Origin of the sequence: Hymenobacter sp. AT01-02 (assembly GCF_000961955.2) — a bacterium.
GTDB lineage: Bacteria > Bacteroidota > Bacteroidia > Cytophagales > Hymenobacteraceae > Hymenobacter > Hymenobacter mucosus.
Genome location: NZ_JZIR02000057.1, coordinates 1 through 23806 on the forward strand (window position 1 = coordinate 1; position 23806 = coordinate 23806).

18 protein-coding genes and 1 pseudogene are annotated in these 23806 nt (G+C 56.4%); 4 read left to right on the plus strand and 15 right to left on the minus strand.

Annotation, left to right across the window (positions count from 1 at the left end; all coding sequences use genetic code 11):
* Positions 1-226 precede the first annotated feature (226 nt).
* From VI25_RS16395 to VI25_RS16405, 3 genes are all read right to left on the minus strand, one after another.
* Positions 227-1489 (minus strand): TCR/Tet family MFS transporter, encoded by a 1263-nt coding sequence (locus VI25_RS16395; protein WP_045690295.1) that lies wholly within the window; start codon positions 1487-1489, stop codon positions 227-229.
* A 156-nt stretch (positions 1490-1645) separates the two neighbouring features.
* A complete protein-coding gene (locus VI25_RS16400) occupies positions 1646-5071 on the minus strand; it encodes a UvrD-helicase domain-containing protein (RefSeq protein ID WP_045690296.1) in 3426 nt (1141 codons plus the stop codon).
* A gap of 150 nt (positions 5072-5221) precedes the next feature.
* Positions 5222-5644 (minus strand): acyl-CoA thioesterase, encoded by a 423-nt coding sequence (locus tag VI25_RS16405; RefSeq protein ID WP_045690306.1) that lies wholly within the window; start codon positions 5642-5644, stop codon positions 5222-5224.
* Positions 5645-5893: 249 nt separating this feature from the next.
* Here VI25_RS16405 and VI25_RS16410 point away from each other — a divergent pair, with 249 nt between their 5' ends.
* Entirely contained in the window at positions 5894-6085 is a 192-nt protein-coding gene (locus VI25_RS16410) for a cold-shock protein (protein WP_045690297.1), read from the plus strand.
* Positions 6086-6520: 435 nt separating this feature from the next.
* The gene (locus VI25_RS16415; RefSeq protein WP_045690298.1) at positions 6521-8485 is read left to right on the plus strand and encodes a DEAD/DEAH box helicase; all 1965 of its coding nucleotides are present in this window, start codon (positions 6521-6523) and stop codon (positions 8483-8485) included.
* Positions 8486-8651: 166 nt separating this feature from the next.
* On the opposite strand, the gene VI25_RS16420 is transcribed toward VI25_RS16415, so the two are convergent.
* The 3 genes from VI25_RS16420 to VI25_RS16430 form a co-directional block, all read right to left on the minus strand.
* Positions 8652-9098, minus strand: a complete 447-nt coding sequence (locus VI25_RS16420; RefSeq protein WP_045690299.1) for a PA2169 family four-helix-bundle protein — start codon at positions 9096-9098, stop codon at positions 8652-8654.
* Positions 9099-9349: 251 nt separating this feature from the next.
* The gene (locus tag VI25_RS16425; RefSeq protein ID WP_045690300.1) at positions 9350-10579 is read right to left on the minus strand and encodes an NAD(P)/FAD-dependent oxidoreductase; all 1230 of its coding nucleotides are present in this window, start codon (positions 10577-10579) and stop codon (positions 9350-9352) included.
* Positions 10580-10719: 140 nt separating this feature from the next.
* Positions 10720-11484, minus strand: a complete 765-nt coding sequence (locus VI25_RS16430) for an NAD(P)H-binding protein (RefSeq protein WP_052695626.1) — start codon at positions 11482-11484, stop codon at positions 10720-10722.
* A 497-nt stretch (positions 11485-11981) separates the two neighbouring features.
* On the opposite strand from VI25_RS16430, the gene VI25_RS16435 reads away from it, so the two are divergent.
* Entirely contained in the window at positions 11982-12860 is an 879-nt protein-coding gene (locus VI25_RS16435) for an SDR family oxidoreductase (RefSeq protein ID WP_045690301.1), read from the plus strand.
* A 122-nt stretch (positions 12861-12982) separates the two neighbouring features.
* On the opposite strand, the gene VI25_RS16440 is transcribed toward VI25_RS16435, so the two are convergent.
* Entirely contained in the window at positions 12983-13834 is an 852-nt protein-coding gene (locus tag VI25_RS16440; RefSeq protein ID WP_055562669.1) for a DUF1571 domain-containing protein, read from the minus strand.
* A 107-nt stretch (positions 13835-13941) separates the two neighbouring features.
* Positions 13942-14241, minus strand: a complete 300-nt coding sequence (locus VI25_RS16445; protein WP_045690304.1) for a hypothetical protein — start codon at positions 14239-14241, stop codon at positions 13942-13944.
* 61 nt (positions 14242-14302) lie between these two features.
* Here VI25_RS16445 and VI25_RS16450 point away from each other — a divergent pair, with 61 nt between their 5' ends.
* On the plus strand, positions 14303-15103 hold the full coding sequence (locus VI25_RS16450) for a glycosyltransferase family 2 protein (RefSeq protein WP_236705087.1): 801 nt from the start codon (positions 14303-14305) through the stop codon (positions 15101-15103).
* A 124-nt stretch (positions 15104-15227) separates the two neighbouring features.
* Here VI25_RS16450 and VI25_RS16455 read toward each other — a convergent pair whose 3' ends face one another.
* From VI25_RS16455 to VI25_RS16485, 7 genes and pseudogenes are all read right to left on the minus strand, one after another.
* Positions 15228-16496: a metal-dependent hydrolase family protein gene (locus tag VI25_RS16455; protein ID WP_410503439.1), complete on the minus strand. Its 1269-nt coding sequence runs from the start codon at positions 16494-16496 to the stop codon at positions 15228-15230.
* A gap of 16 nt (positions 16497-16512) precedes the next feature.
* On the minus strand, positions 16513-17205 hold the full coding sequence (locus VI25_RS16460) for a hypothetical protein (protein ID WP_045688664.1): 693 nt from the start codon (positions 17203-17205) through the stop codon (positions 16513-16515).
* 77 nt (positions 17206-17282) lie between these two features.
* On the minus strand, positions 17283-19535 hold the full coding sequence (locus VI25_RS16465) for a S46 family peptidase (RefSeq protein ID WP_045688663.1): 2253 nt from the start codon (positions 19533-19535) through the stop codon (positions 17283-17285).
* A gap of 343 nt (positions 19536-19878) precedes the next feature.
* Positions 19879-19977 (minus strand): annotated as a pseudogene (locus tag VI25_RS28955) (YkvA family protein); the annotation flags it as partial.
* 461 nt (positions 19978-20438) lie between these two features.
* Complete coding sequence (locus VI25_RS16475; RefSeq protein ID WP_045688662.1) at positions 20439-21626, minus strand: hypothetical protein; 1188 nt, start codon at positions 21624-21626, stop codon at positions 20439-20441.
* A 99-nt stretch (positions 21627-21725) separates the two neighbouring features.
* On the minus strand, positions 21726-22562 hold the full coding sequence (locus tag VI25_RS16480; protein ID WP_045688661.1) for a type 1 glutamine amidotransferase: 837 nt from the start codon (positions 22560-22562) through the stop codon (positions 21726-21728).
* Positions 22563-22696: 134 nt separating this feature from the next.
* Positions 22697-23797 carry a carboxylate-amine ligase gene (locus VI25_RS16485; protein ID WP_045688660.1) on the minus strand — a complete coding sequence of 367 codons (1101 nt, stop codon included), beginning with the start codon at positions 23795-23797 and terminating at the stop codon, positions 22697-22699.
* Positions 23798-23806: the final 9 nt, after the last annotated feature.

Sequence of the window (23806 nt, forward strand, 5' to 3'; positions counted from 1 at the left end):
AAAATAAGGCTTTGTGCTTCTACTGCCAGGTAGCAAGCGTGGCCTCTGTAGCGTCGTTGGCGCTGGCAATGCCCGAGGCTATCAAGGGCATAAAGAACTTGTTGGGACGCCGATAAGCCTTTTTGGCATCCCCTATTCACCCACGAAGCCCACGCCTCCAGAGGTGTGGGCTTTTTCGTGGGTGAATAGGGGGTGAGGAGATGTTGTCCTGAACGTAGAACGCAACTCAATGCCCAATGCTTGATAGGGGCTCAGCCGGGGTTTCTGCGGGTGCTGGGACGGTGTAGGATGCTAGCGACCGGGACAGCAACAGCAGGCTGATAAGAATAAGAACGGCGCCTAACAGGAAGGGCGCACCAGGAAAATACACGGGCGCGCCCGGACTGGTGTAGTACGAGAACAGATTGGTCATGAGCGGTGGGCCAACGATGGACGTGAGGCTCATAAGACTAGTGAGAGCACCCTGCAATTCGCCTTGTTCGGTGGGAGGAACCTGCCCGGAAATGATGCCCTGAAGCGCGGGTCCTGCAATGCCGCCTAAGCAGTAAGGTACCAGAAACGCAAACATCATCCATCCTTCCGAGGCGAAGGCAAACAGCACAAACCCCACGGCATACAATAATAGTCCCAGATACACCGAGCGTTTGGCCCCTAAAAAGGGATTAATGCGCCGAATCAGCAGGCCTTGCACGATGGCGACCAACAGGCCTAGCGCGCCCAGGGAGTAGCCAACCCACGCCTCATTCCACTTGAACTTCTCGATGACGTAGTACGACCAAGTAGACTGCGTAGCGTGGGCTGCTACGTAGGTGAACAGCAGAGAGGCTACCAAACCCGTGATGACGGGGTAGCGGCGCAGCATTTTTAGAGAGCCAATAGGGTTGGCCCGCGCCCATTCAAACGGGCGCCGCTTTTCTACTGGCAACGACTCAGGAAGTACAAAATACCCGTAAGCCACATTAAGAAAGGTGAGGGCAGCCGAAGCCAGGAACGGCACTTGGTGCCCGTATTTGCCCAAAAAGCCGCCCAGAAAGGGCCCTAGAATGAAGCCCAGCCCGAAAGCGGCCCCAATCATCCCAAAGTTTTGGGCCCGGTCTTCCGGGGTTGAGATGTCGGCAATGTAGGCAGAAGCCGTGGTGAAGCTAGCTCCCATGACGCCCGCAATTAAACGCCCGGCAAACAGCCACCCAATGTTGGGCGCGTAGGCCACTAGTAGGTAGTCGAGCCCAAACCCCAGCAACGACAGCAGCAAAACCGGCCGCCGCCCATATCGGTCGGAAAGGTTGCCCAGCACCGGAGAAAACAGAAACTGCATCACGGCGAAGGCAAACACCAGCCAGCCGCCCACTCGTGCCGCGTCGCTGACTGAGCCCCCCGTGAGGTGGCGGATAAGGGCTGGAATGACGGGTATGATGATGCCAATGCCCGTTACGTCCAGCAGCAGAGTCAGGAAAATGAAACCAAGCGCAGCTTTGCGAGGAGCAGCCATAAGCACAGAGAAAGGGAGAGTAGGCATACGGCCAGGGTGGCCTAGCACAAAGCTACTACAGCGCCGCTAGCTAGCACGCGTTGCCAAGCTGCCCGCTGCTCCCGGTACCCGCCGCTCGCACAGATTTTACGGCCGTGAAGGCTTTTATTTTGCTTATTAAAAGATGATTACCTCTTGCGTGTCGAAGTAGTAAAGCACGCAGTGTACTTCCGCAAAGCCTAGCTGTCGAAATAGTTCGCCGTAGCGCTGCAAGGTCTGACGATGGCGGGGCTCGGGTGGGGGCACCTTGAAGTCGATGAGCGTAACGCGTCGGCCTACTCCACCCGGCGCCGACTCAAACACGATGCGGTCGGGCTTGTAATCCTGCTTACGGGTACCACCCACCAAAATTTCGCGTTCGGCCTCGGCCTGTACCTGCTCGCTGAAATAATGCGCCATTTGGGGGTGTTCGGTTACTTCGTGCAGCTTTTGGAGCAGCTCCGGGCGCTCTTTGGTGCTCACCAGCCCCTCGGCTACTAGCTGGGCGGCCACGCGGCCGGTGTCGGTGGCTAGTTTCACGCGGCGCAGGGCGTAGTGGAGCTTGCGGTTCCACTCGCGCTGCTCCTGCTGATCGTCGAAGTCAAAAACTGTGTTGGCGTGGCGCTTCAGGCGCAAGCGTTCTTCCCACGGCGTGCTGGTAAGGTTAGTTAGGGGTAAGTCGTGGGTAGCGGCTGGCTTGTCTGGCTTAGCTCCCGGCACGGTACCGTGCGCATCCGCCACCAAATAGGCTAGTTGCTCGTCTTGCCACTGCCCAGTATCCAGCAAGTAGTGGTGCAGCAGTTCGGCTACGGTTTTGGCCGGCTCCGTGGCGGTAGCCGCCTCACCGTCTTTCCCCGCCTTCGTCGGCTTGGCCCGCCGACTGATAACGTACAGGCGATGGCGGGGCCGGGTAAAGGCTACGTACAGCATATTGAGACCTTCGAGAAAGGTTTTTTCCAACTCCTCGGTGTACTGCTCCGAAAGAGGCGTGTGGAGCAGGGCCTGGGTTTGGGGTAGCACGGCCACGGCGGGCATTTCGGTCACGGGCTTGTCCTGCTCGTGCGGCAGTTGGCCCCACAGCAGAGTGCCCCGGTAGGGGGTGAGGGGCCAATCGGCGAAAGGTACTAGCACTACCCCGTAGGCTAGCCCTTTGGCCTTATGCACCGTGGTAATAGTAATGGCGTCGCGCCCGGCGGGCGCATTGATGCTCAAATTGCTTTTCTTCTGGTCCCAATAGGCCAGAAAGTTGTTAAGGTTGTTACCGTAGCGCAGGCTGTATTCCAAGGTCAGGTCTAGGAAGCGAAATAGGTAGTCGCGTTCCGCAGCGCGGTCCAGCAGGCCAAATAGCCCGATGAGGCGTTCCGTCAACTCATACAGACCCAGATTGCCCGTTTCCCGCTCCCGCACGTCGTACCCTAAGGCCCGCAACTCATCGAAGAACGGCAGCGCCGACTCCTCATTGGCTAGCTCTGCCCAGTGCCGGGCCCGTTCGGGGGTAGGGTCTTGGCCGCGCACCACGCGCTCAGTTAGTAGGAGAGCTTCGGCCCGGGCTAGGGTGTCGGCAGGTTGGTTCAGCACCCGAAACAGGGCTACCAGCAGGTTTACTACCTCCGCAAATTCCAGCGACAACGAATCGGCCGAGATAATATCGAACCCACGCTCCTTCAGGAATTTCGCAACCCGGCGGCTTTGGTCGCGGCGGCGGCAAAGCACGGCAATGTCTTCTAGGCGGTAGCCGTCTAGTATGGCCTGCTCTATGAGCTGAAGCGTAAGGTAAAGCGTGCTTTCCTGGTAGTCGAGGGCTTGGCCGGGGGCGTGCCCCGGTAGAACGTCCGTGGTGTAAGCTCCCGTCGTTGGATCATAGCGGTAGGCCGGGGCATTATCGTCGGTAAACAGCAGCTCCACGTGGCCCGCAGCGGCTCCTTGCCGGGTAGGAGGCAGGGTTTGAGTAAACCCCTCGTCGTAAATACTTTGCACCAAGGGCAAGCTGGCGTGCGTGCGGCTTACGTGCGCGAAAAACGTGTTGTTGAAGTCAATGATTTCTGACGCCGACCGGTAGTTGTCGTTCAGGTTAGCGGGCTCCAACGTCTGGTCGAGTGTGTAGTAGCGGCCCGCTAGCAGGTCCCGCAACTCGTCGTCGGCCACGTTACCGTAGAGGTGTTCGGTTTGTTTATGGTGGAGGCGAAGAATTTGCTCCATTTCGCCTCCGCGCCAGCGGTAGATGGCCTGCTTGGCATCGCCCACGGCTAGGCTCAGGTTGCCCGTCGAAACGGCGTTTTCTACTAGCGGCAGTAAGTTATTCCACTGCAATACCGAGGTGTCCTGAAACTCGTCGATGAGCAGATGCTGGTACCGCTCGCCCATGCGCTCGTAGAGGAAGGGCACCGGCTCGCGTAGCACAATTTGGGCAATCCGGCGGTTAAACTCCGCAATCAGCACTACCCCTCGTTCCCGGCTTAGCTGATCTACGGATTTGCTCAGCTCACTTAGCAAGCTCACCTGAAACAGGTAAGGGAGCATACCCGTCACCAGCAGGTAGTCGGGCAGGAGGGTGGCGCGCATCTTTTCCAGGAGTTCATAGGCCGATAGTAATGCCGGTTTGGCCCCATCTACCCGCGCCTTATCGGCCGCCGATTTTACCTTGCCGCTGTACCACTTCTCCTGCTCCACGGTGGCGCGCACGTAGCTATTGGCTTCTTTATCGGGTTGCAACCGCTCTTCCCATTTCGTAACGTAACCCAAAATGCCATTTTTGCCTTGATACAAGTCCGCGTCGGTGACGTCGGCCAGGGCTACGGCCTCTAAGGCTACGGCTGCTACCTCCTGAAAAGCAGCCTCAATTTCCTGCTTGCGCTGCCGCAACGACTCGTGCAGGCGGCGGTAGTCCTGCATGCTAAGCTTTTGCAATTGAACCACAGCCTCGTGCACAGGCTCACTAAGCAGAAACTGCCCGAAGTCTACCAACTCGGCAGGAAGGTTGTTCCAGCTGCGTCCCTCATCGGCCTTGTTCAGCGCAAAGTCCGAGATAGTGCGAGATAAAAGCTTGGCGTTAGGGTCCCGGTTTACGCGGTCTAGCAGCAGGGCCACCGCATTTTGTAGCACAGTAGCACTATCCAGCTCTACCTCAAACGTAGCGGGTAGCCCCAATTCGCGGGTAAAAGCCGTAACAATGCGTTGCACGAAAGAGTCGATGGTGCTGACCGCAAAGTCGGCGTAATGGTACAGCACCAGCCGAAACGTGCGCGCTGCTCGGCGTCGTAGCTCCTGCTGTTGCTCTTCTGGAGTGGGCAGCCCGGCTAGTAGCCCCTCCCGGGATAGCTCAGCCGCAATTTCCGCCAGTAGGCCATCCGGTTGCTCGTCGTGGGGGGTAGCAAAGCGGCGCAGTGCGCTAATGATACGCTCCTTCATTTCGCCCGCCGCGTCGTTGGTAAACGTGATGGCAAGCACGCGCTTAAAATAAGCCGCGTCGTCGGTGCCCAGAGCCAGTTTCAAGTATTCCTTGGTTAGCTGGTAGGTTTTGCCGGAGCCGGCGGAAGAAGAATAAATGCGAAAGGTGGCGGGCATTGAACGGAAGGGTAAGCAAGAACAAGGTACTACCCTGAGAAGACAACCCAGGTACTATACCTACAGCAACTACTGACTGAAGGTGCCACCGCTTATGGAAGCGCGGTCTAAGAAAGCATGTATGGGAAAAGACAGCGCCATAAGCGCTGCTTATCCTACGGGGCGCCATAGCCGCGTCACTACTTCCGGCTCTATGCGCATGGGGCGCTTGGAGTGCGGGTCCAATAGTACCCATTGCGTTTCGGCTTCGCACAGCAGCTTGTTGTCGGTGGCGCGCTCAATGTGCACAAAGCGCTGACATTGGGCCCCGCGCACCTCTCCAATCCACGTAGTGCAGCGGAGTTGTTCTCCCAGCAGGGCCGGGTGGCGGTACTGAATGCGATGCTCGCGCACCACCCAAATGTAGTGCTCCCGCTCACCGGGCGGGTACGCTGTAAGCCAGTGTTCGCCAGCCGTATCCTGTACCCAGCGCACGTATTGCACGTTGTTGGCATGGTCTAGTTCATCGATGTCGTGCGGCTGCACGATGATCTGGCGAGAGAAGCGAAAAGCGGGCTGAATGGGCGTATCCATGCGCAAGAGCGAGAGGGTGGAAGCGGGAAAGGCGGGCAAAGAAACGGTGGAAACGCCGGTTTAGCTGGGCGAGTGTGGTACAAAATATGGTCGGTTTTGCACTGGGATACTGTGAATCTTAAATATAGGTGTATCTTTGAGGCAGTTTAAAGAATGTGGTTTACGCAGGCCTGTTGAGTACTTACCGTGAGGAGGGAAAGCAGAGTTGAGTGCTGCTTTCCTTAAAAAATCATCCATCACACAAGTACCATGCAGACAGGAACTGTAAAATTCTTCAACGAGACCAAAGGTTTTGGCTTCATCAAAGTAGACGAAACCGGCGAGGATATCTTCGTGCACGTAACCGAGTGCATCGACGAAATCCGCGACAACGACAAGGTGCAATTTGACATCGCTCAAGGCCGTAAGGGCCTGAATGCTGTGAAAGTGAAGCTGGCTTAGTCCGTTTCCCCTTCCGGATACATCGAAAAGCAGGCTCCTCAAGGGCCTGCTTTTTTGCTTTTATGCAGTCTACGCCAACTCGTCTGGTAGTCCCGCGCATAGTATTAGTCAAATACACAAGACAGCGCGTGGACACTAACCTTACTATCAGGTACTTCAGTGGGGGAGCATGGTTGTCAAATAAGATATGTAGAGATTTAGTTGGCTTTTATTGTTGCTGTCCTGGCTAATTTGATATATTTTTTCTACCTTTGCAGCCGCATTTGAGAACGGCCACGTTCCGCGCAGCTTGTGAGCTGCCTTAAAGAAACCTGTTGGGCCGGCTTTGTCTTCCGTCCGTTGCTTCCGTCACTTGTCGTTGTGTTGAGTGGAAGAGAAGAGCGTCGCTGAATCCGCTGTTTTCAGAGCTATTGTCTCCACTCCATCAACATTGACATGGAAAAAGAAACGGAAAAAATGAAGTTCAGTGAGCTGACGCTTTCTGAAGAAATGCAGCGTGCCATTGCAGAAGTAGGTTACGAAGAAGCATCGCCCATTCAGGCCAACGCAATTCCAGTTCTGCTGGAAGGCCGCGACGTGATTGGCCAGGCCCAGACGGGTACTGGCAAAACGGCTGCCTTCTCCATTCCTGCAATTGAGCGCATTGATACCGATTCCCGCGAGGTGCAAGCCATTGTGCTCTGCCCCACCCGCGAACTAGCCGTGCAGGTATCCGGCGAAATCCAAAAACTTGGCAAATACAAGCGTGGTTTGGCCGTAGTTCCTATCTACGGTGGATCCAGCTACGACCGTCAGTTCCGGGCTCTGGAGCGCGGCGTGCAGATCGTAATTGGCACCCCAGGCCGCGTAATGGACCACATCGAGCGCGGTACCCTGAAGCTTGATGCGTGCAAGATGATCATTCTCGATGAGGCCGACGAAATGCTCGACATGGGCTTCCGCGACGACATTGAGACGGTGCTCAAGAAAATGCCTGAAGACCGCCAGACGGTATTCTTCTCGGCTACTATGAGCAAGCCGATCATGGACATGACCAAGCGCTACCAGAAAGACCCGCAGATCGTGAAGGTAAACCATCAGGAAATGACGGTTACCAACATCGAGCAGAGCTACTTCGAAGTGCGTGGTCCGCAGAAAAAGGACGTGCTCACGCGCCTGATCGACATGTACAACATCAAGTCGGGTATTGTCTTCGCTAACACGAAGCGCATGGTAGACGAGATTGTGGGTGACTTGCAAGCCAAAGGCTACTTCGCTGAGGGTCTGCATGGCGACATGGGCCAGCAGCAGCGTCAGAACACACTCGACAAATTCCGCAAGGGCACGCTGGAAATCCTGGTTGCTACTGATGTAGCCGCTCGTGGTATCGACGTGGATAACGTGGAAGTGGTAGTAAACTACGACCTGCCCGCCGACGAAGAGTACTATGTACACCGCATTGGCCGTACGGGCCGCGCTGGTAAGTTGGGTAAGGCCTTCACCTTCGTGAGCGGCCGCGACATTTACAAGCTGCGCGACATCATGCGCTTTACCAAGGCTACCATCAAGCAGGAGCGCGTACCCTCCTTCGAGGATGTGTCGGAGGTGAAAACCACACTGATGCTTAACTCCATTAAGGAGGTAATTGAAAAGGGTAACCTAGACAAATACGTAGCTCGTGTGCAGCGCCTGATCGACCAGGACCAGGAGGATGGCATCACGTCTCTGGATGTGGCGGCGGCGCTGCTCAAGATGACCATGAAGGAAGACAAGCGCGCCCAGGAAAGCCTGGATGCTAGCCGCACCCAGGGCGCCGCCCGGGCTGGCTTCACGCGCTTGTTCGTAACCATGGGCAAGAAGGACCGCTTGCACCCCCGCGACATCGTAGACCTGATTGCTGAAAACACGAGCCTGACCGCTGGTAAAGTAGGTGACATTGCCCTCTACGATAAGTTCAGCTTTGTAGAAATACCGAACGAGTTTGTAGAGGAAGTAATTGCTCAGTTGGGACGTAGCACTATCCAAGGTCGCCCAGTGGCCTTCAACATTGCTACTCCTCGCCAAGAAGGTGATGCTCAACAGGAAGGTGGCAACCGCTTTGGTGGTGACCGTCCACGTCGTGGCCCAGGTGGTTTCGGCGGTGAGCGTCGGGAAGGCGGCTTCGGTGGCGACCGTCGCGGTGGCGGTAGCTACGGTGGTGGCGACCGTCGGGGCGGTAGCTCCTACGGTGGTGGCGAGCGTCGGGAAGGCGGCTTCGGTGGCAATCGGGGCGGTGGCTCCTACGGTGGCGGTGAGCGTCGTGGTGGTGGCAGCTACGGCGGTGGTGAGCGCCGCGAAGGTGGCTTCGGTGGTAACCGTGGTGGCGGTAGCTACGGCGGTGGCTATAAAGGCAAGCGCGACAACAACGACTTCGACGAATAGTAAACAGCTGACCTTTCGTATCCGGTGGAATATTCTGCCGGATACGACAAGGTATACCAATAAAAAAGGCTACTCCTTGGAGTGGCCTTTTTTATTTACCAATTATTTGATAGTAAGATAGAGAGGGTGAAAGTAGTTGCTTGCGTACTGTCACCTTGCCGGAATCTTACTTCGAAGCGTCACGCAGATTGCGGATCTCGTCGTGTCCTTGCTTCACGCCGGCAGCTTGCTTGCTGATTAGGGCGCTCAGCTCGCTAGGAACGCCTTCTAGCTTTTGAGCTTTCTCATAGGCACCTTTGGCGTAGTCTTCGCCACGCTCGCACTCTGCCAAAATGCTGTGACGGTCTTTACCAGTCACAAGGCCTTTCAGATTGATAAAAGCGCGATGTACGGTACCGGTAATGGAAGACTCTTCTTCTGGATGCAGGTTGAGCTTGTGCATCTGGTCTTCTAGTTCGGTAATGTATTCAGAACGCTGGGCGGCGTATTTCTTGAAGATCTGCTTCAGGTCTGCGTCCTCAACGTCGGTCAGGGCTTCGGTATAGCCACGCTGGCCGTCTTTCAGGGTTTCGAGTAGTTCGTTTAGGCCGGCTTGGAGAGTCTTAGCGTCCATGAGGAGAGTCGTTTTGGTGTTTAGTAAAGAAAGAATATGGTTTCCTTTACTGGTAAACTCCCAGGTAAGTTTCAGTGGAAGCGAAACTTGCCTCAAGCTTGATCATCAGATGATGGCTTGGTAAGCAGGAAAGAGCACGAATTTACAAGCGAGAATTCTGGTCTCACGCCTACTATTCACGCTACTCGGTAGCAGCGGCGCAACACTCCGCATTGGCTTCGGTAGCTGCTAGGTTAGTTACAGTGTGTACGTTAGGCTGCTTTTGCCATTGCCTGTCCGGCTAAGTACCCGGTAGTCCAGGCTGCTTGGAAGTTGAATCCGCCGGTAATGCCGTCAATGTCAAGCACTTCGCCCGCAAAATACAGGCCCGGCACACGACGGCTTTCCATGGTTTGCATGTTCACTTCGCTCAGTGCAACACCGCCGCAGGTTACAAACTCGTCCTTGTAGGTAGTCTTGCCTCGCACGGGCAAGGCAGTGCGGAGTAAGTTCTCGATGAGTCGGTTCTGTAGTTTGCTGGGTAGCTCATTCCAGCGGGTTTCCGGGCCAATGCCAGCATGCTCCGAGAGAGTGCGCCACAGCCGTTGTGGTAGGCCAAAGAGTGGGTTGGTGGTTACCACTTTCTTTCCGTGCTGCTCACGAAACGCGGCAAACTGCTGACGCAGCGTATCTTCTGTGTAGTCAGGAATCCAACTGACGAGGGCGGTGCTTTGGTACTGTAACTCGTATAGGCGCCGCGCACCCCAGGCCGACAGCTTAAGCACAGCTGGTCCGCTTACGCCCCAATGTGTTACCAGTATGGGACCCTCATACTCCAGCTTTTCACCGGCCACGCGTACGCGGGCGCGGGGCACGCTCACGCCCGGCAGCTCCCGCAGCGGCGACTCCGGTACGTTGAACGTGAACAGGCTGGGCACTGGCTCTTGCACGCTATGCCCCAGCCGGCGCAACCATTCATACTGCTCTGATTTGGGTGCCCCACCGGTGGCAATGAGTACTCTCGCAGCCGGTAGGATTTGGGCGTGGGCCCCGGTAAGTGTTAGTTGAAAGCCACCCTCAGCCAGCGGCTCAATATGCTCGACAGTAGTTTGGGTTAGCACTTCAACGCCAGCAACCCGGGCGGCCTGTAGCAGGCATTGCGCAATGGTTTCTGAAGAGTCGGTGGTAGGAAACATGCGGCCGTCTGGCTCGGTCTTGAGGCGTACGCCCCGACGCTCAAACCACCGCACGGTATCCACGGCCCCGAACTGCTTGAAGGGCTCCTTGAGTTGCTTGGCGCCGCGCGGATAGTGCTGCACTAGTTGAGCAGCCGTGTCGGCGGCGTGGGTCACGTTGCAGCGGCCCCCACCCGAAATACGCACTTTGCTGAGCAGTTTACCGGTTTTTTCCAGGAGTACTACCCGCAAGTGAGGGTTAGACTCAGCACAGGTAATAGCCCCAAAAAAGCCAGCTGCTCCGCCACCCAACACGGCTACCGTCATCATATCAGAATTCACACCGCAAAGATAACGCCTGGAGGCCGCTCAACGTGCAAGCGTTGCATTCTAGCAGTGCGCCAGCGCCGCCACTACATCATCGTGCCGAAACTCATAGCCCGTGGCGTGGCGCACCTGACTACTATCTATTTGCTTGCCACCGGCCGAACTGGCCTGAAACGTAGGGGGCTGAAGGCCAGATGCGTCGCGGCCAGGGGGTAAAAATCGCGCCGTAGAGGATGGCTATTCGCACACGCATTAAAGGTGTGGCCCCACACTTCCTGCTCGATAATCTGCATGAGCAACCCCACGCAGTCGTCGAGGTGAATGAGGTTTACGGGTGCGTCGCCTTGGGCCACATCTTGGCGGCCCGCCAGAAAACGGCCGGGCGCACGACCAGGCCCCATGAGCCCTGCCAAGCGCACAATGGTGTTTTCGGAATTGGCAAACAGGGCTTCGGCGCGCAGAAGGGGGGTAACAGCCTCACTCGATGCCACGGCATCGGACTCCCGCAACGACCCCGGCCTATCAGGATACACACCCGTAGAACTGACGTATAGCACATGTTGTACCTGAGCCCGCGCCGCCGCTTTTGCTACCATCTGTACCACCGTCGGGTAGGCGTCGGCTGAGCCTGCCCCGCGTGAGGGCGGCACGTTGAGCACTAGTATATCAACCTCGTGGAGAAGAGCGTGTAGGGTGTCGGCATCAATGGTAGACAGCGTGGGGCTCAGCCGAAGTAGGTAAGGTAAAATTCCGGCGTGGCGTAGGGTGAGCAACTGGCCAGGCGTAGTAGTAGAGCCGTGCACGGAGTAGCCCGCCGCAACCAAGGCCCGGGCCAGGGGCAGCCCAAGCCAGCCGCAGCCCAGCACGGCAACTGTAGGAAGAAAGGAAGAGGTAGGGTCGGTCATGTGGGGGGTAAAGGTGGCAAAAAATCTTTCCCGCGCAAGTCGCCGCCTCGGAAGCCGAGGTGCCCCAATGTATAGGCAGCCAGAATTTACTTTGCATCAGGCCTAAAGCTATTACCGATTTTGCATGGTAACCAGGTCGGTGCTTTTGCGAGGTGTATAAGCACATTGATTATAATTCAACAAGTATAAAAGTAGTTGATTATCAATAATATAAATATTTGTTCGGTTTCGGTGAAACCAATGTCCAGAGTGTAGTTTTCCGGTTTTTGTGGCGCTAATAAAGGCAAGCTGCTGATCGTACTTTATTCATCACGGCGCACTACCATCACCCCTTGGCCTGGTTGCGGAGGCCAAGGGGTGATGGTAGTGCGCCGGGCTGCAACTAGCAGGCAGCTAGTAGGGCTACGGGCGGTGTTAGCTGAATAACTGGTTTATTTGAGCAGTGGTAGCAATACCTGCTATATTTCTCCATTCTCCACTTTCCCACCAAGTTTTCTATGGCTTCTTCGCACCCCTACGCGCAGCCCATGCTGCGCGACAATGCCCTGCAAGGCAAAACCATCGTCGTTACGGGCGGTGGCACTGGCCTCGGCCGGGCCATGACTACCTACTTCCTGCAACTCGGCGCCAATGTTGTCATCAGCTCACGCAAGCTGGAGGTGCTGGAAAAAACGGCGGAGGAGTTGCGCCAGCAAACCGGCGGGAGCATCTTAGCCGTGCAGTGCGACGTGCGCAAGTACAACGAGGTAGAGGACCTGCTGCAAAAGACCATTGACTCCTTTGGCGGGGTAGACGTGCTGTTGAACAATGCCGCCGGTAACTTCATCAGCCCCACGGAGCGGCTGAGTCATAAGGCCTTCGACGTGATTGTGGACATTGTGCTGAAGGGCTCCTACAACTGCACCCTAGCTTTCGGGAAGCGCTGGATTGCGGAGCAGAAGCCCGGTACCATCCTGAACATCGTGACTACCTATGCCTCTGTGGGCTCGGCCTTCGTGGTGCCTTCGGCGGCGGCTAAAGCCGGTGTGCTGGCCCTTACCCGCTCTTTGGCCGTGGAGTGGGCCAAATACGGGATTCGGTCTAATGCTATTGCTCCCGGCCCATTCCCTACGGAGGGCGCCTGGAGCCGCTTGTTTCCAGAGCCCCTGGCTTCCAAGCTCGACCCGGCAGCTAGCGTCCCCCTCAAGCGGGTGGGCGACCACCAAGAATTAGCCAACCTAGCCGCCTACATGGTCTCGGACTTTGCGGCTTACATGAACGGCGAAGTCGTGACTCTCGACGGCGGAGAGTGGCTAAACGGGGCCGGCGAGTTTAACAAGCTCGAAGCCATTCCAGCCCCTATGTGGGATGAAATTGAAAAAACAATGCGGCGGTAAATAGGCAGCGTACCATCCTGTCTGGTAATGCGTAATCTTACCGGCCTATCGGTAGTAATCAGTAAAAAAACAGGGGGCTCCGCTACAGCGGAGCCCCCTGTTTTTCATGAGGTAGTATCAAGCTAAAACTTGTATCCCTTAAAGTCCTTGGTGAACTCCTGGGCGGGAATGGGCTGGTTGGGCACTACGTCGCTAAACTCAAATTTCTCGAACAGCCCTTTATCGTCGTGCACTTGCACAACCAGGGGTAGAAACATTTTCTGATCTACGCACAACACAACGCGCCGTCCGTAGGCATTGGGCACCTGCAGCGTACGGCCCGCCGGCACGATAGCGCCGGCAGCAAGATCATTACGCTCCAGGATGCGGTACTCGCCGCACCCAAACTTATCGGAAATAGCCGTTACGGACTCTGCCTTAGTGGTTTTGTAGGTCACGTACCGAAACTGAGGGTAGTCGGTACGCAGCACGTAGGCCGCTCGGCCCGCCAAAATGGTGTCGCCGGTGTAGCGAAAGTTCTTTTCGAAACTGTGGTCGAGGCGCTGCTCAGAACCATGCAGCATTTCGGCAATAGTGCCGTAGCCCGCATCCAACACACTGTGGTGCTGGCTTTTACGCATGATGCTGCCCTTAGGGTCAAGGCTGAGGGTAACGTAGGGGAAACTGTTGGGGTACACCCACGCATCCCCGTTGTTTTGGCCCGTCACCCACAGCACCTCAATGCCTTTTTGGTTGCGCAGGTATACTTTGTAGGGCTTAAACGACATCTTCATCGTCGTACGAGCCTGTTGGTAAGACCCCGCAATCCGCTCCTGGGCGCGCACATTGCAGCGCAACGACTTAAGATTTTCAATGGCTCCGCTCAGGCGAGAAATTACCTGGTCGGTCGTGAGCTTTTCAGTGGGCTTGGGCGCAGTGGCCACTGCCGCCAAGGCTACCGCCGCGGCAGCCGGTAGCCGTAGAAAGTGCAGCATAAGAAGAAGGCGTGGGAGAGTAATTGGACGTAGCATAGCAGAAACCGGGCCGAAGCAAATACCTGCTGGCTGGGAAGATAGCCACCGGTACGGCGGCCTGCGTGGTGCTAGTTCAAGCTGATGTGAGGAAAACGGCTGGCAATACTGTCAAAGACAAACAGCTCGTCAATTTCAACCTTGCGCAGGAAGCGGTAAAGCGGAAACTGCTCAACGATGGAGCGCACGTTGGTTGCGTTCTGGCCGTTCATAGTAACCCATCCGCGGATGCGGTCGGCGCTAATTGCGTAGGATTCGATGACGTTTTCCTCGATGAGGCGACTGATAAAGGCGCGGTGACGAGGGATAAGGGCAATGAAGTCTTCGTCGAAGGACTCGGGAAGGTGGAGCGTCACAACAAACTTGGCCATATGCGGAAAGGAGTCGATACCGCCCTAACGCCGCCCAGGCACCGAAAGTTGGCGTATTGCGGTGCGGGCGCAACTTTTTCAGCACGTAGACGGAATACAGGGCATGCATTTCTCCGTCATCACCCCGACCTACAACCGCCGCGACTTTCTGCCTGAGGCCGTAGCCAGCGTGCGGGCCACCGTTTCGGCCCCCATTGATTTCTCTTTCGACCACCTCATTTGCGAAAACGGTTCCACCGACAATACCGCCCAGTGGCTAGCCGAAGCGTCGCAGCAGCCCGGTATTCCGCTCCGGGTGCGCCCCCAGCAAACCAAGCTACTTCCTGGCCCGGCCCGCAACCTGCTCATTCGGCAAGACTCTCCGGCCGACGGCTGGCTGGTACCTCTCGACGACGACGATGTGCTGCTCCAGCGCGCCCTTTATCACTACGCGGCGCAAATCCAGCAGAACCCCGACCGGCCCTGGTTTGTGGCTGACTTCCTGCGGGTAGATGAGGAACGCCGCTACCTGCCCAGCGAAGATTATTACGCCTGGATGTTTGATACCCCCGCCGATATGCTACGCGCTATCTTCCGGGCCGAACACTTTATCCAAGGCAATGTGTGCTACAGCCGTCAGCTTTTTGATGAGGTGGGGGGGTATGATGAAGAGCTGAAAATGGCTGAGGACCTTGACCTTTACGTGCGCTTCTTGCTGGCTGGCCACCTCCCCGTTATTTGCCCGCACATCAGCCACCTTCACCGCTTCCACACCAACAACGTCAGCATCGGCGTAGACGCCGACAAGCACGGCCAAGACTTGCGGGAGATTTATGATAAGTACGCTGAACAGCTACAACAGCAGGGTATAGAGCGCCCGTAGAGTTTTGCCCACACCTACACTTAAGTGCTACTTCACTTTTTTCTAACCCAAGTGCGGAACCCGAGTTGGCCTTTTTAGGGCATTCAGGTTCCGCACTTGGGTTAGAATGACGTGCTATATGCGGCTACTGCTTAATAATTACACCCCCTTTTACTACCAGCCGGACCTGGCGTAGTGCCTTGATGTCTTGGGTGGGGTCGCCGGCCACGGCCACGAGGTCGGCGAGTAAGCCCGGCTGAACGCGGCCTCGGTCGAGTAGTTGAAAAATGCGGGCATTGGTACTGGTAAGGCCTCGCAGGACTTGCAGCGTTGGAAGGCCATAGTCCTGTACTAGCTGCTCCGCCTCGCGCAAGTTGTCGCCGTGAGTAAACACGCCAACGTCACCGCCTACCGCCACATCTACCCCACTTTGCAAGGCCGCTTTCATGCTCACATGCTTCTGCCGAATACGCTCGGGCTCGGGGTCCTGGCCTTTGCGCCAGCCGCGGTACTGGGAGGTAGCATCGCCAGCCGCCACGGTAGGGCAGAGGGCCACGCCCCGCTGCTTCATCAGCTTGAACACTTCCGACGTGCCCGCGTCGCCGTGCTCAATGGTTTGGACGCCGGCGAGGGTAGCCCGGCGCATGCCCTCCGGCGTGCTGGCGTGGGCCACTACCGGGCGGCCTGCGCTGCGGGCCGTTTGCACAATAAGGGTTAGTTCTTCCTGTGAAAATGTGGGACGGCTGGGCTCATTGGCGCCCCAGCGGTAGTCGGCGTACACTTTGATGATGTCGGCACCTTTGCCAATCTGCTCCCGCACGGCCCGGATGATGCCATCGGTGCCATCGGCTTCCTGAGCGCCCTGGGGCACGTCTACATCCACAGACAGCTTGGGTCCATAACTTCCGGTAGCCACTAAGGCGCGGGTAGCCACCAAGAGGCGAGGCCCCGGAATAATACCGTGGTCGATGGCTTGCTTCAGGCCTACGTCGGCGTAATCGGCGCCTTCTGTGCCTAGGTCGCGGGCAGTTGTGAAACCGGCTTCCAGAGTAGCGCGGGCATGAGCGGTAGCCCGTGCCACCCGCATAGCCTGCGACTCTAGTAGTACTTGGTCGTTCCAGCTAGCTTCGTTGTACGGGTGAAGCAGCAGGTGAGAATGCCCCTCAATAAGCCCTGGCAGCAGTGTGAGGCCCGGTAGTTCCAGCGTACGGGCACCAGCGGGAACGGCTAACTGCCCCGCCGGTCCTGCCGCCTTAATTTTGTCGCCCTCCACCAACACGCCCCAGCCCTGGTGCAGCGTTTCCCCGTCGAACACGGCGGCAGGGCGGAGCAGTAATGCGGTAGAAGCCGCGGGAGCATTCTGAGCCAAAACGGATAATGGTCCTATTCCTGCAAGGAGCAAGAAGGAGGCCACACGCCGCCGAAGAAATTTAGCGGAAACGAACTCTAACATGAGGAAGCTGCTGATAGATGCGCGCAACAACGCGGCTAGCTTTACCAAGCCACGCCGCGGCACTAGTGTTGGGAATAGTAGCAAGAGGGCCCACCAACTGGACAAGGGCGCGCTCTAGCTCCCAGGCGGCCGCAGGAGTAGGCAACTCCGCAAATAGCACCCAGGGGGCGGTAACGGCACGGCGGATATCCACAACGCCATACACTGGGTCATGTTCGCCCCCGTCGGAAATGGTTCGGACGCGCACGGCCTGGATATCAGCCAGCGCGAGCATAGGCCCAATGGACGGAGGCGGTCCATCCAAGGGAACCACCGTTTCAAAGTGAAATGCGGCGCCACCTGCTTCATAGGTTACGTTTATTACCCCGGCAGGTAGAAAACGATGGACCGTGCTCCGAAAAGCTCCCAATGTGTAGACGATAGCTATTCCAATACACCACGTTACAAAGCCGGTATCGGCCCACGTTAGTTGGGAGGCAAGGACCGCAAAAACAACAAGAACCATCGGCAGCAGCAGCCGCTCGCGTAGGCTGATTTTCACGGCTTTTTTAGTATGATACTCATACTGGAGTTCCAGTGCCGATTTGGAGTAGCGCAGATGGGTGCGGCTCCCGTTGGTCAGCGCTGCTACGTCGCGGAGCTGATAGAAAAAGTCTCGACTGAACTCCATGTCCCCAACCTACGCAAAAAGCACCGCCTCCAGAAGAAGCGGTGCTTTTTCTAAACAAAAAAGAAGCGCGTGCTAGGCTATGCTTTCTCCTTAACCGGCTTGCGCTTTACTTTCACTTTCTCCATTTTCTTGCTGGCTGGGTTCGCGTCGTTTGGTCCACCTACTAGAGTCATCTCCTTTACCAAATGGCCAGCGCCGGCATACTTATCCACTACAAAGAGCATGTAGCGCACATCAAGGGTAATGTTGCGCACCCGGTCGGGGTCGAACATGATGTCACTCATGGTGCCTTCCCAGTTGCGGTCGAAATTGGTGCCGATCAGCTCGCCGCGCCCATTAATAACTGGTGAACCGGAGTTGCCGCCGGTGGTGTGGTTTGTAGCAATAAAGGCGACGGGCACGCTGCCTTTGTAAGCATAGGGACCGTAGTCTTTGGCTTGGTACAACTCGGCGAGGCGGGCGGGCACTTCAAAGTCGGGGTTAGTAGGATCAGCCTTCTCCATAATACCGTCGAGGGTAGTGTAGAAGTCGTATTTGGTTCCGTCGGCGGGCTCGTAGCCAGCTACCTGGCCGTAGGCTACACGCAGGGTCAGGTTGGCATCGGGATAGAATTTGCGGTCGGTTTGCTGCTGCCGCAAGCCGGCCATATAGGTGCGCTGCAGCAGGGCAATGTTGTCGGTAGCCGCATTGTAGGTAGGGAGCACCTGCTGGCGGTAGGTGCTCACAATGGCTTGGGCAAGTTGGAGGGCTGGGTCTTGGCGCAGGGCCTGCACGTTGCCCTTGGCTACCTCATCCAGCACCGCAAAGGCCGACTCTTGGGACGTCAGGCGTGACTTGCCGTAGAGCTGAGCTGCGTAGGCAGCCCAGCCGATAGTAGCATATTGCTTCTGCAGGTTCTTGACGTAGGCGGGGAGGAGGGCAGCAGGAGTGCCCGAAGCATAGAGCGGGAGTAAAGCCGCCGCCACTTTCTGGTCGGTGGGGGCGTTGTAGTTGCGGAAGAAGCCCACGGAGCCCTTCTTGGCCTTCTCGGTGGCGGCGGCCAGTTCAGCGGGAGTAGCTTTGTTGTCGGCCATATCCACCAGAGAGGCCAGGCTATTCGCGTAGCTTACCAGTTCCACGCCCAGGGCGGCTTCGCTTACGTAGTCGCGGGCCAGCGTGTAGTCGCCGGCCGCAGTGTAGTTTTTCTGGAGCTGGGTGAGTAAGCCGGCGTACGCCGCACGGCGGGCCTCATCGCCACTTTCGGCCCACTTCTGAAACTGCACTTCCTGTTGTTGCTTTACCCGGACGGCATCGAGCTTTTTGAGGCCGCGGGTTTCACCAATCCATTTTTTCCAGTAGTTAGCAATGCTGGCGTACTTGGCGGCGTATTGAATGCGCACCTTATCAGAGGCCTTCATATCGGCATCCAAAATGCGCAGCTTGGCATCGCGCACTTTAATCTTGGCCGGATTAGAAAGGGAGTAAGTTTCATCAACGCCCCAGCTAGTGAGGTACTCGTTGGTGCGACCCGGAAACCCAAATACCAAAGTGAAGTCGCCGGGTTGTACGCCAGCCAAGGAAATGGGTAGGTGATGGCGGGGCTTAAAGGGCTTATTGGCCGCGGAGTAAGGGGCTGGCTTATTATCGGGGCCAGCGTAGATGCGGAAAATGCTAAAGTCGCCGGTATGGCGGGGCCAGGCCCAGTTATCGGTATCACCCCCGAACTTGCCAATGCTGCTCGGCGGCGCACCTACCAAGCGCACATCCTGGAATACCTCCGTGACAAACATATAGTACTCGTTGCCATTGAACATGGGGCGCACAAAGGCTTGGTAGTGCGTGCCTTGCACGGCCGCCTGCGCCACGCGCTGGCTGTTGGCCAGCACCAGCTTTTCGCGCTCGGCTTCCAGAATATTGGTAGTGGGCACGCCCGCCAATACCTGCCCCGTTACATCTTCCATGCGCACAATGAACGTAGCCGTGAGGCCCTGGTTGGGCAGCTCCTGGTCGCGGCTCATGGCCCAATACCCCTTGGTGAGGTAGTCGTTCTCAACAGAAGAGTGGCTCTGAATTTGGCTGTAACCACAGTGGTGGTTGGTGAGCAGCAAGCCCTGATCAGAAATGATTTCGCCGGTGCAGCCGCCGCCAAACTGCACTACTGCATCCTTCAGGCTGCCCTGATTGACTGAGTAAATCTGTTCGGCGGTGAGCTTAAGGCCTTTTTTCTGCATGTCGGCTTCATTCAGCTGCTTAAGCAGCAAGGGAAGCCACATGCCTTCATCGGCGCGGGCCTGGGGCAGAACCGAGAGGAGGGTGAGAGCCAGCAAAGCCAGCCTGGAACGTACATTCATAGACGCGTACTGAAAGGTGCTGTTGGGTGGTCAGCAAGGAAAAGAAGACGCAAAAATACGGTGCTGGCTGCTTTTGCCGCCGGCTTACCAACAAAAGCGCCCGGCTGGTAGGGCCGGGCGCTGAAGTAACAGGAGCAAGCAGTGCGTGCTACCAAGAAAAAAGCTCAGATTAGGAGTGACCCATTTCAGCCACGGCGGGAGCGTTTTCGGTATTGGTGTTAGAAGCAGCGTAAACGGGCTGACCACTAGCGGCCGGAATATCGTCGGTTTTGTCTTCGGCGTGGGTTTGCTCCCACTCCCGGAACCGCACTATTTCACCCTGGAACTTCTCCACAAACCAGCTTAACAAAGCCAGGTCATCAAGGAAGCCAACCACGGGAATGAAGTCGGGTACCAAATCTACGGGCGAAAGGGTGTAAAGCAGCACGCCCAGCGCCGATACGATAGTGCCGGTTTCGATTTCGCGGTAATTGCCGCTGATATAGTTGCGCACCAGGCGCACTACGGTGAAGGCCACGTCAAACAGTTGCTTGAACTTATTGTCGCCGCTGTCCTTGCTTGCTAGCTTGTTAGCAACTTCGTTCAGTACCATGACCACCTTGAATGGGCGGCCGAGAAGTTTGCCAGCGCGGTTTAGGAAGACACTGAACAGGGCGTTTTTGGAAATGGAAACGCCTTTTTCGATGAGAGAAGACATAGTACGTAGGGGTTGGAATGTGCCACGTGTACGCTCGAAAGCCGCTGGGTGTTGCTCGGCAGCACACATGCCGAAGCGCCAAGGAAATCTAGCTTAGAACAGGTCTCCAGTAAACGCCTAACGGTTTTGGTGTTTCCATATACCCACATTTGTTCTTTGTGCTTCCTTCGTAAGTAGCCACAACTAACCGGTGGACCAAGTGCTTTTTACTCCATCAGGCAGACCGTGCCCCCAACCCAATCCTTGTTTTTGTTGAAGTCTACCCCAATCATGGCGCCCCGGCTAAGGCGGCCTAAGTTGGTAAGCAAGGTCGGGCGCGGGTCGGCGTCGCGCCAGGCGTATAGCATCCGAATTTCACACTTCACTAGTCCATCCGGCGACTGCACTACTGGCTCGTACTGCACTTTGCGTTGCAGAAGGTAGTTGGCTTTGTCTGAAATGGCATCTAGCTCGGCGGCCGTTACATCCAGCTTCACGCCACTGCCAGCAAAAGAAAACAAGGGCTTAAGCACATAGTTCTCCAAGTCGGTGGGGTAGGTAGTAAGCTGGTCGAGGTAGTAACTAGTTGGGATGTAGGGGCTGTGAAGCAGGGGCAGCGTGTATTTGCTGATGCGGAAAAACCAGTTGGGGTGGCCTGCCCATTCTACGTCCACGTCGTCCGTAAATTTAAATTCCGTGTGCAAGTCGGGGTAGCGGGCCAGCTCATCAAAAATGACCCGGTTGTAAATGCGCTTGATGGGAATGCGACGGCCATCTCGCTCATAATACAGTTGGCGGCCGTCTTTGCGCACATCGGTAAGGCACACGGGCTCTACGCCCAGGTAGCGCTTGGTCAGCGCAAAATCGACGCGGGTTTTCTGTTTCTGCGGGAATAGCTCCAGCAAAATTACCTGCTCCGGGTCCTCATCACCCACAATTACGTCGCGTAGGAAGGCCCGGTAGCTCTGGGAGTCAGGAACAGTAAACAGGTGAGAAATAGCGTCGGTGATGGGAAAGTGGGCGCGGTACACCTCCGGCAGGTAGTCCTGAAACGCGTACAGTGAGGGAAAGCCTTGCAGCTCGATTAGTTGAGGCTCTAGCTCGCCGGCGGCATTGCGGCACACGGCGTAGTCAATGGCCAGAAAGGTAGTATGAGCATTTTCGTTGGGTACGCGTAGCGCGGGCGGTACGGCGTGTTCCGTACGGTCCTTAAAGTCTGGGGCCGTTAGCACGTCAATAATGCTTTCGCCGGCTTGGACTAGTTTTTCGCGTAGGGCGGCCGGCACAAAAATGGGCGTTTCGGCCAAGCGGAATTCCAGCTGATTGGGCAGTTGCTGTTCAATGGTGCCCAGCAGCTCCTGGTAGCGTTCGGGCGTGAAAGCATCGTTATAGCGGGAGCGGATTTCGGGAATCATACGGGGAAGAAGAGTAGCACAAGGGACAAGCAGCCACGCAGAATACAGAATCTACGCCCCAAAACGAAAAAAGGCGAACCGTATGGTTCGCCTTTCTTACTAGCGAGACTGTGCCAGCGGCACTTCCGCTGCGAGGGCCGCTATGGCTTGCTGCAGAAAGCGCGGAATAATGGCTGCCTCCGTGAGAGCAATAGCGTTGGGGTCTTCCAGCAGGCGCACCATATCCTCATACTTTGCCGCGCCATGCGCTTCGATGATTTGTTCGCGCTTGGCGTCGGTGCGGAAGTGGTGCAGCATACCTTCGCGGTCGGCCTCGGGGTGAAATTGGGTCCCGAATATTTCCTCAGTGAAGCGCAGCGCCATCAGGGCACGCTCCAGGGGTATATGGGGGCGGTCTTTTTCCATCACCAAAATATCTACGCCCAACTCGGTTAGTCGCTCCATGTTGGGCTGGGTAAGCTGGTAGTCGCGCGAATCGACGGCGTAGAAGGGGTCGGGGAGGGTATGTAGGAGCGGATCAGCCTGGGCCGCTGCTGTCATGTGCATCGGAAAAATACCAAATGACGTGGACTTTCGCTTGCTCAGCATACCCACGCCTAAGTGCCGGCTAACTAGCTGAAAGGAGTGACAAATGAGAAACACATACTTCTTGCGTTCCTCCGTGCGGTTCCAAGCCAGCAAGTCGTCGATTAGCTTGAAATAGGGTTCTTCCCAGGATTCATCCGTTGGTAGTGGGCTGCCGGGGCCACCGCTGGAAATGTAGATGTCGTGCTCTAGGCCGGGTAGCTCCGTCTTGGCGCGTACATTAAATACCTGATAGGATAATGCAATTGGACTGGAAAGTTGGGCTTGCCGAACAAGTTGGAGAATACAGCGCATACCCTCGTTGGGGGCGTCGTTGTACATGTCTAGAATTGCAATTTTTAGAGGCTTCATAGTGTCGGTTCAATCTCGTGAGTCCTGTACTCAACGTGAAAGCTGCTTCTGCTTGGGGTGCGAATTCCAAAGCAGAGAGCAGCCGAAAAAATAGAAAACTCCGGCGCGGCCGCCGGAGTTCACCGACAAAAATACTAAATCAGTCCGTAACTGGTTTCTGCCATAATGAAATCAACCACCTTCTTTAGGTCATTAGTCTCCCGAAACACCTTCAGTTGGCGGTCGGCCCCGGTGCCCATTTCCATCATTTGCAGGATGTACTCGACTTCCTTGCGGCTTCCCAGCTCATCCAGCACATCATCCACAAATTCCAGCAGCTCCATAATCAGTTCCCGGGTGGGTACTTCCGTTTCCTTGCCAAAGTCAATGAGCTTGCCATCAAGACCATAGCGAGCAGCGCGCCACTTGTTCTCATTAATGAGGGCCTTACGGTAGAGGCGGAAGTTGAGGTTTTGCGTCTTGAGCTTGTAGATTTTGGCTACTACGGCCTGCATCACGGCGGCCAGCGCTACGGTTTCATCCACCCGCAGGGGCATGTCGCAGATGCGGTACTCAATGGTATCGAAGAACGGGTGCAGCCGCAGGTCCCACCAGATTTTCTTGCCATTGTCAATGCAGCCCGTCTTTACGAGTAGCGCTATGTACTCATCATACTCGCTGGCGCTGCCAAAGTAATCGGGAATGCCCGTTCGTGGAAAACGCTCGAAAACCTTGGTTCTGAATGATTTGTAGCCAGTTTCGCGGCCCTCCCAGAACGGAGAGTTGGTGCTAAGCGCGAAGATGTGGGGTAGGAAATAGCGCAGCGTATTCATCACGTACACGCCTAGCTCCCGGTTTTCAAGGCCGATGTGCACGTGCATACCAAACACTAGGTTGGAGCGCGCCGCTTCCTGCAGTTCCTCTACAATCTTGTCGTAGCGTGCATCGGGCGTGATAGGTTGGTCTTGCCACCGCGAAAACGGATGCGTGCCGGCCGCTGCAATGCGTAGCCCTGCTTTCGCCGCCAAGTCAATAACCATTTTGCGCAGGTAGGTTACCTGCTCGCGGGCTTCCTGAATGTTGCGACAAATAACGGTGCCGACCTCTACCACCGACTGGTGCATTTCGGCCTTCACCTGCTCCTGCAGTACCACTTTACCGCCCTCCACAATTTCCGACATGTGGGAGCGAAGGTCCCGGGTTACGGGGTCGATGGTCTGAAACTCCTCTTCTATTCCAATGGTAAACTCAGGCATGGCAGTAGG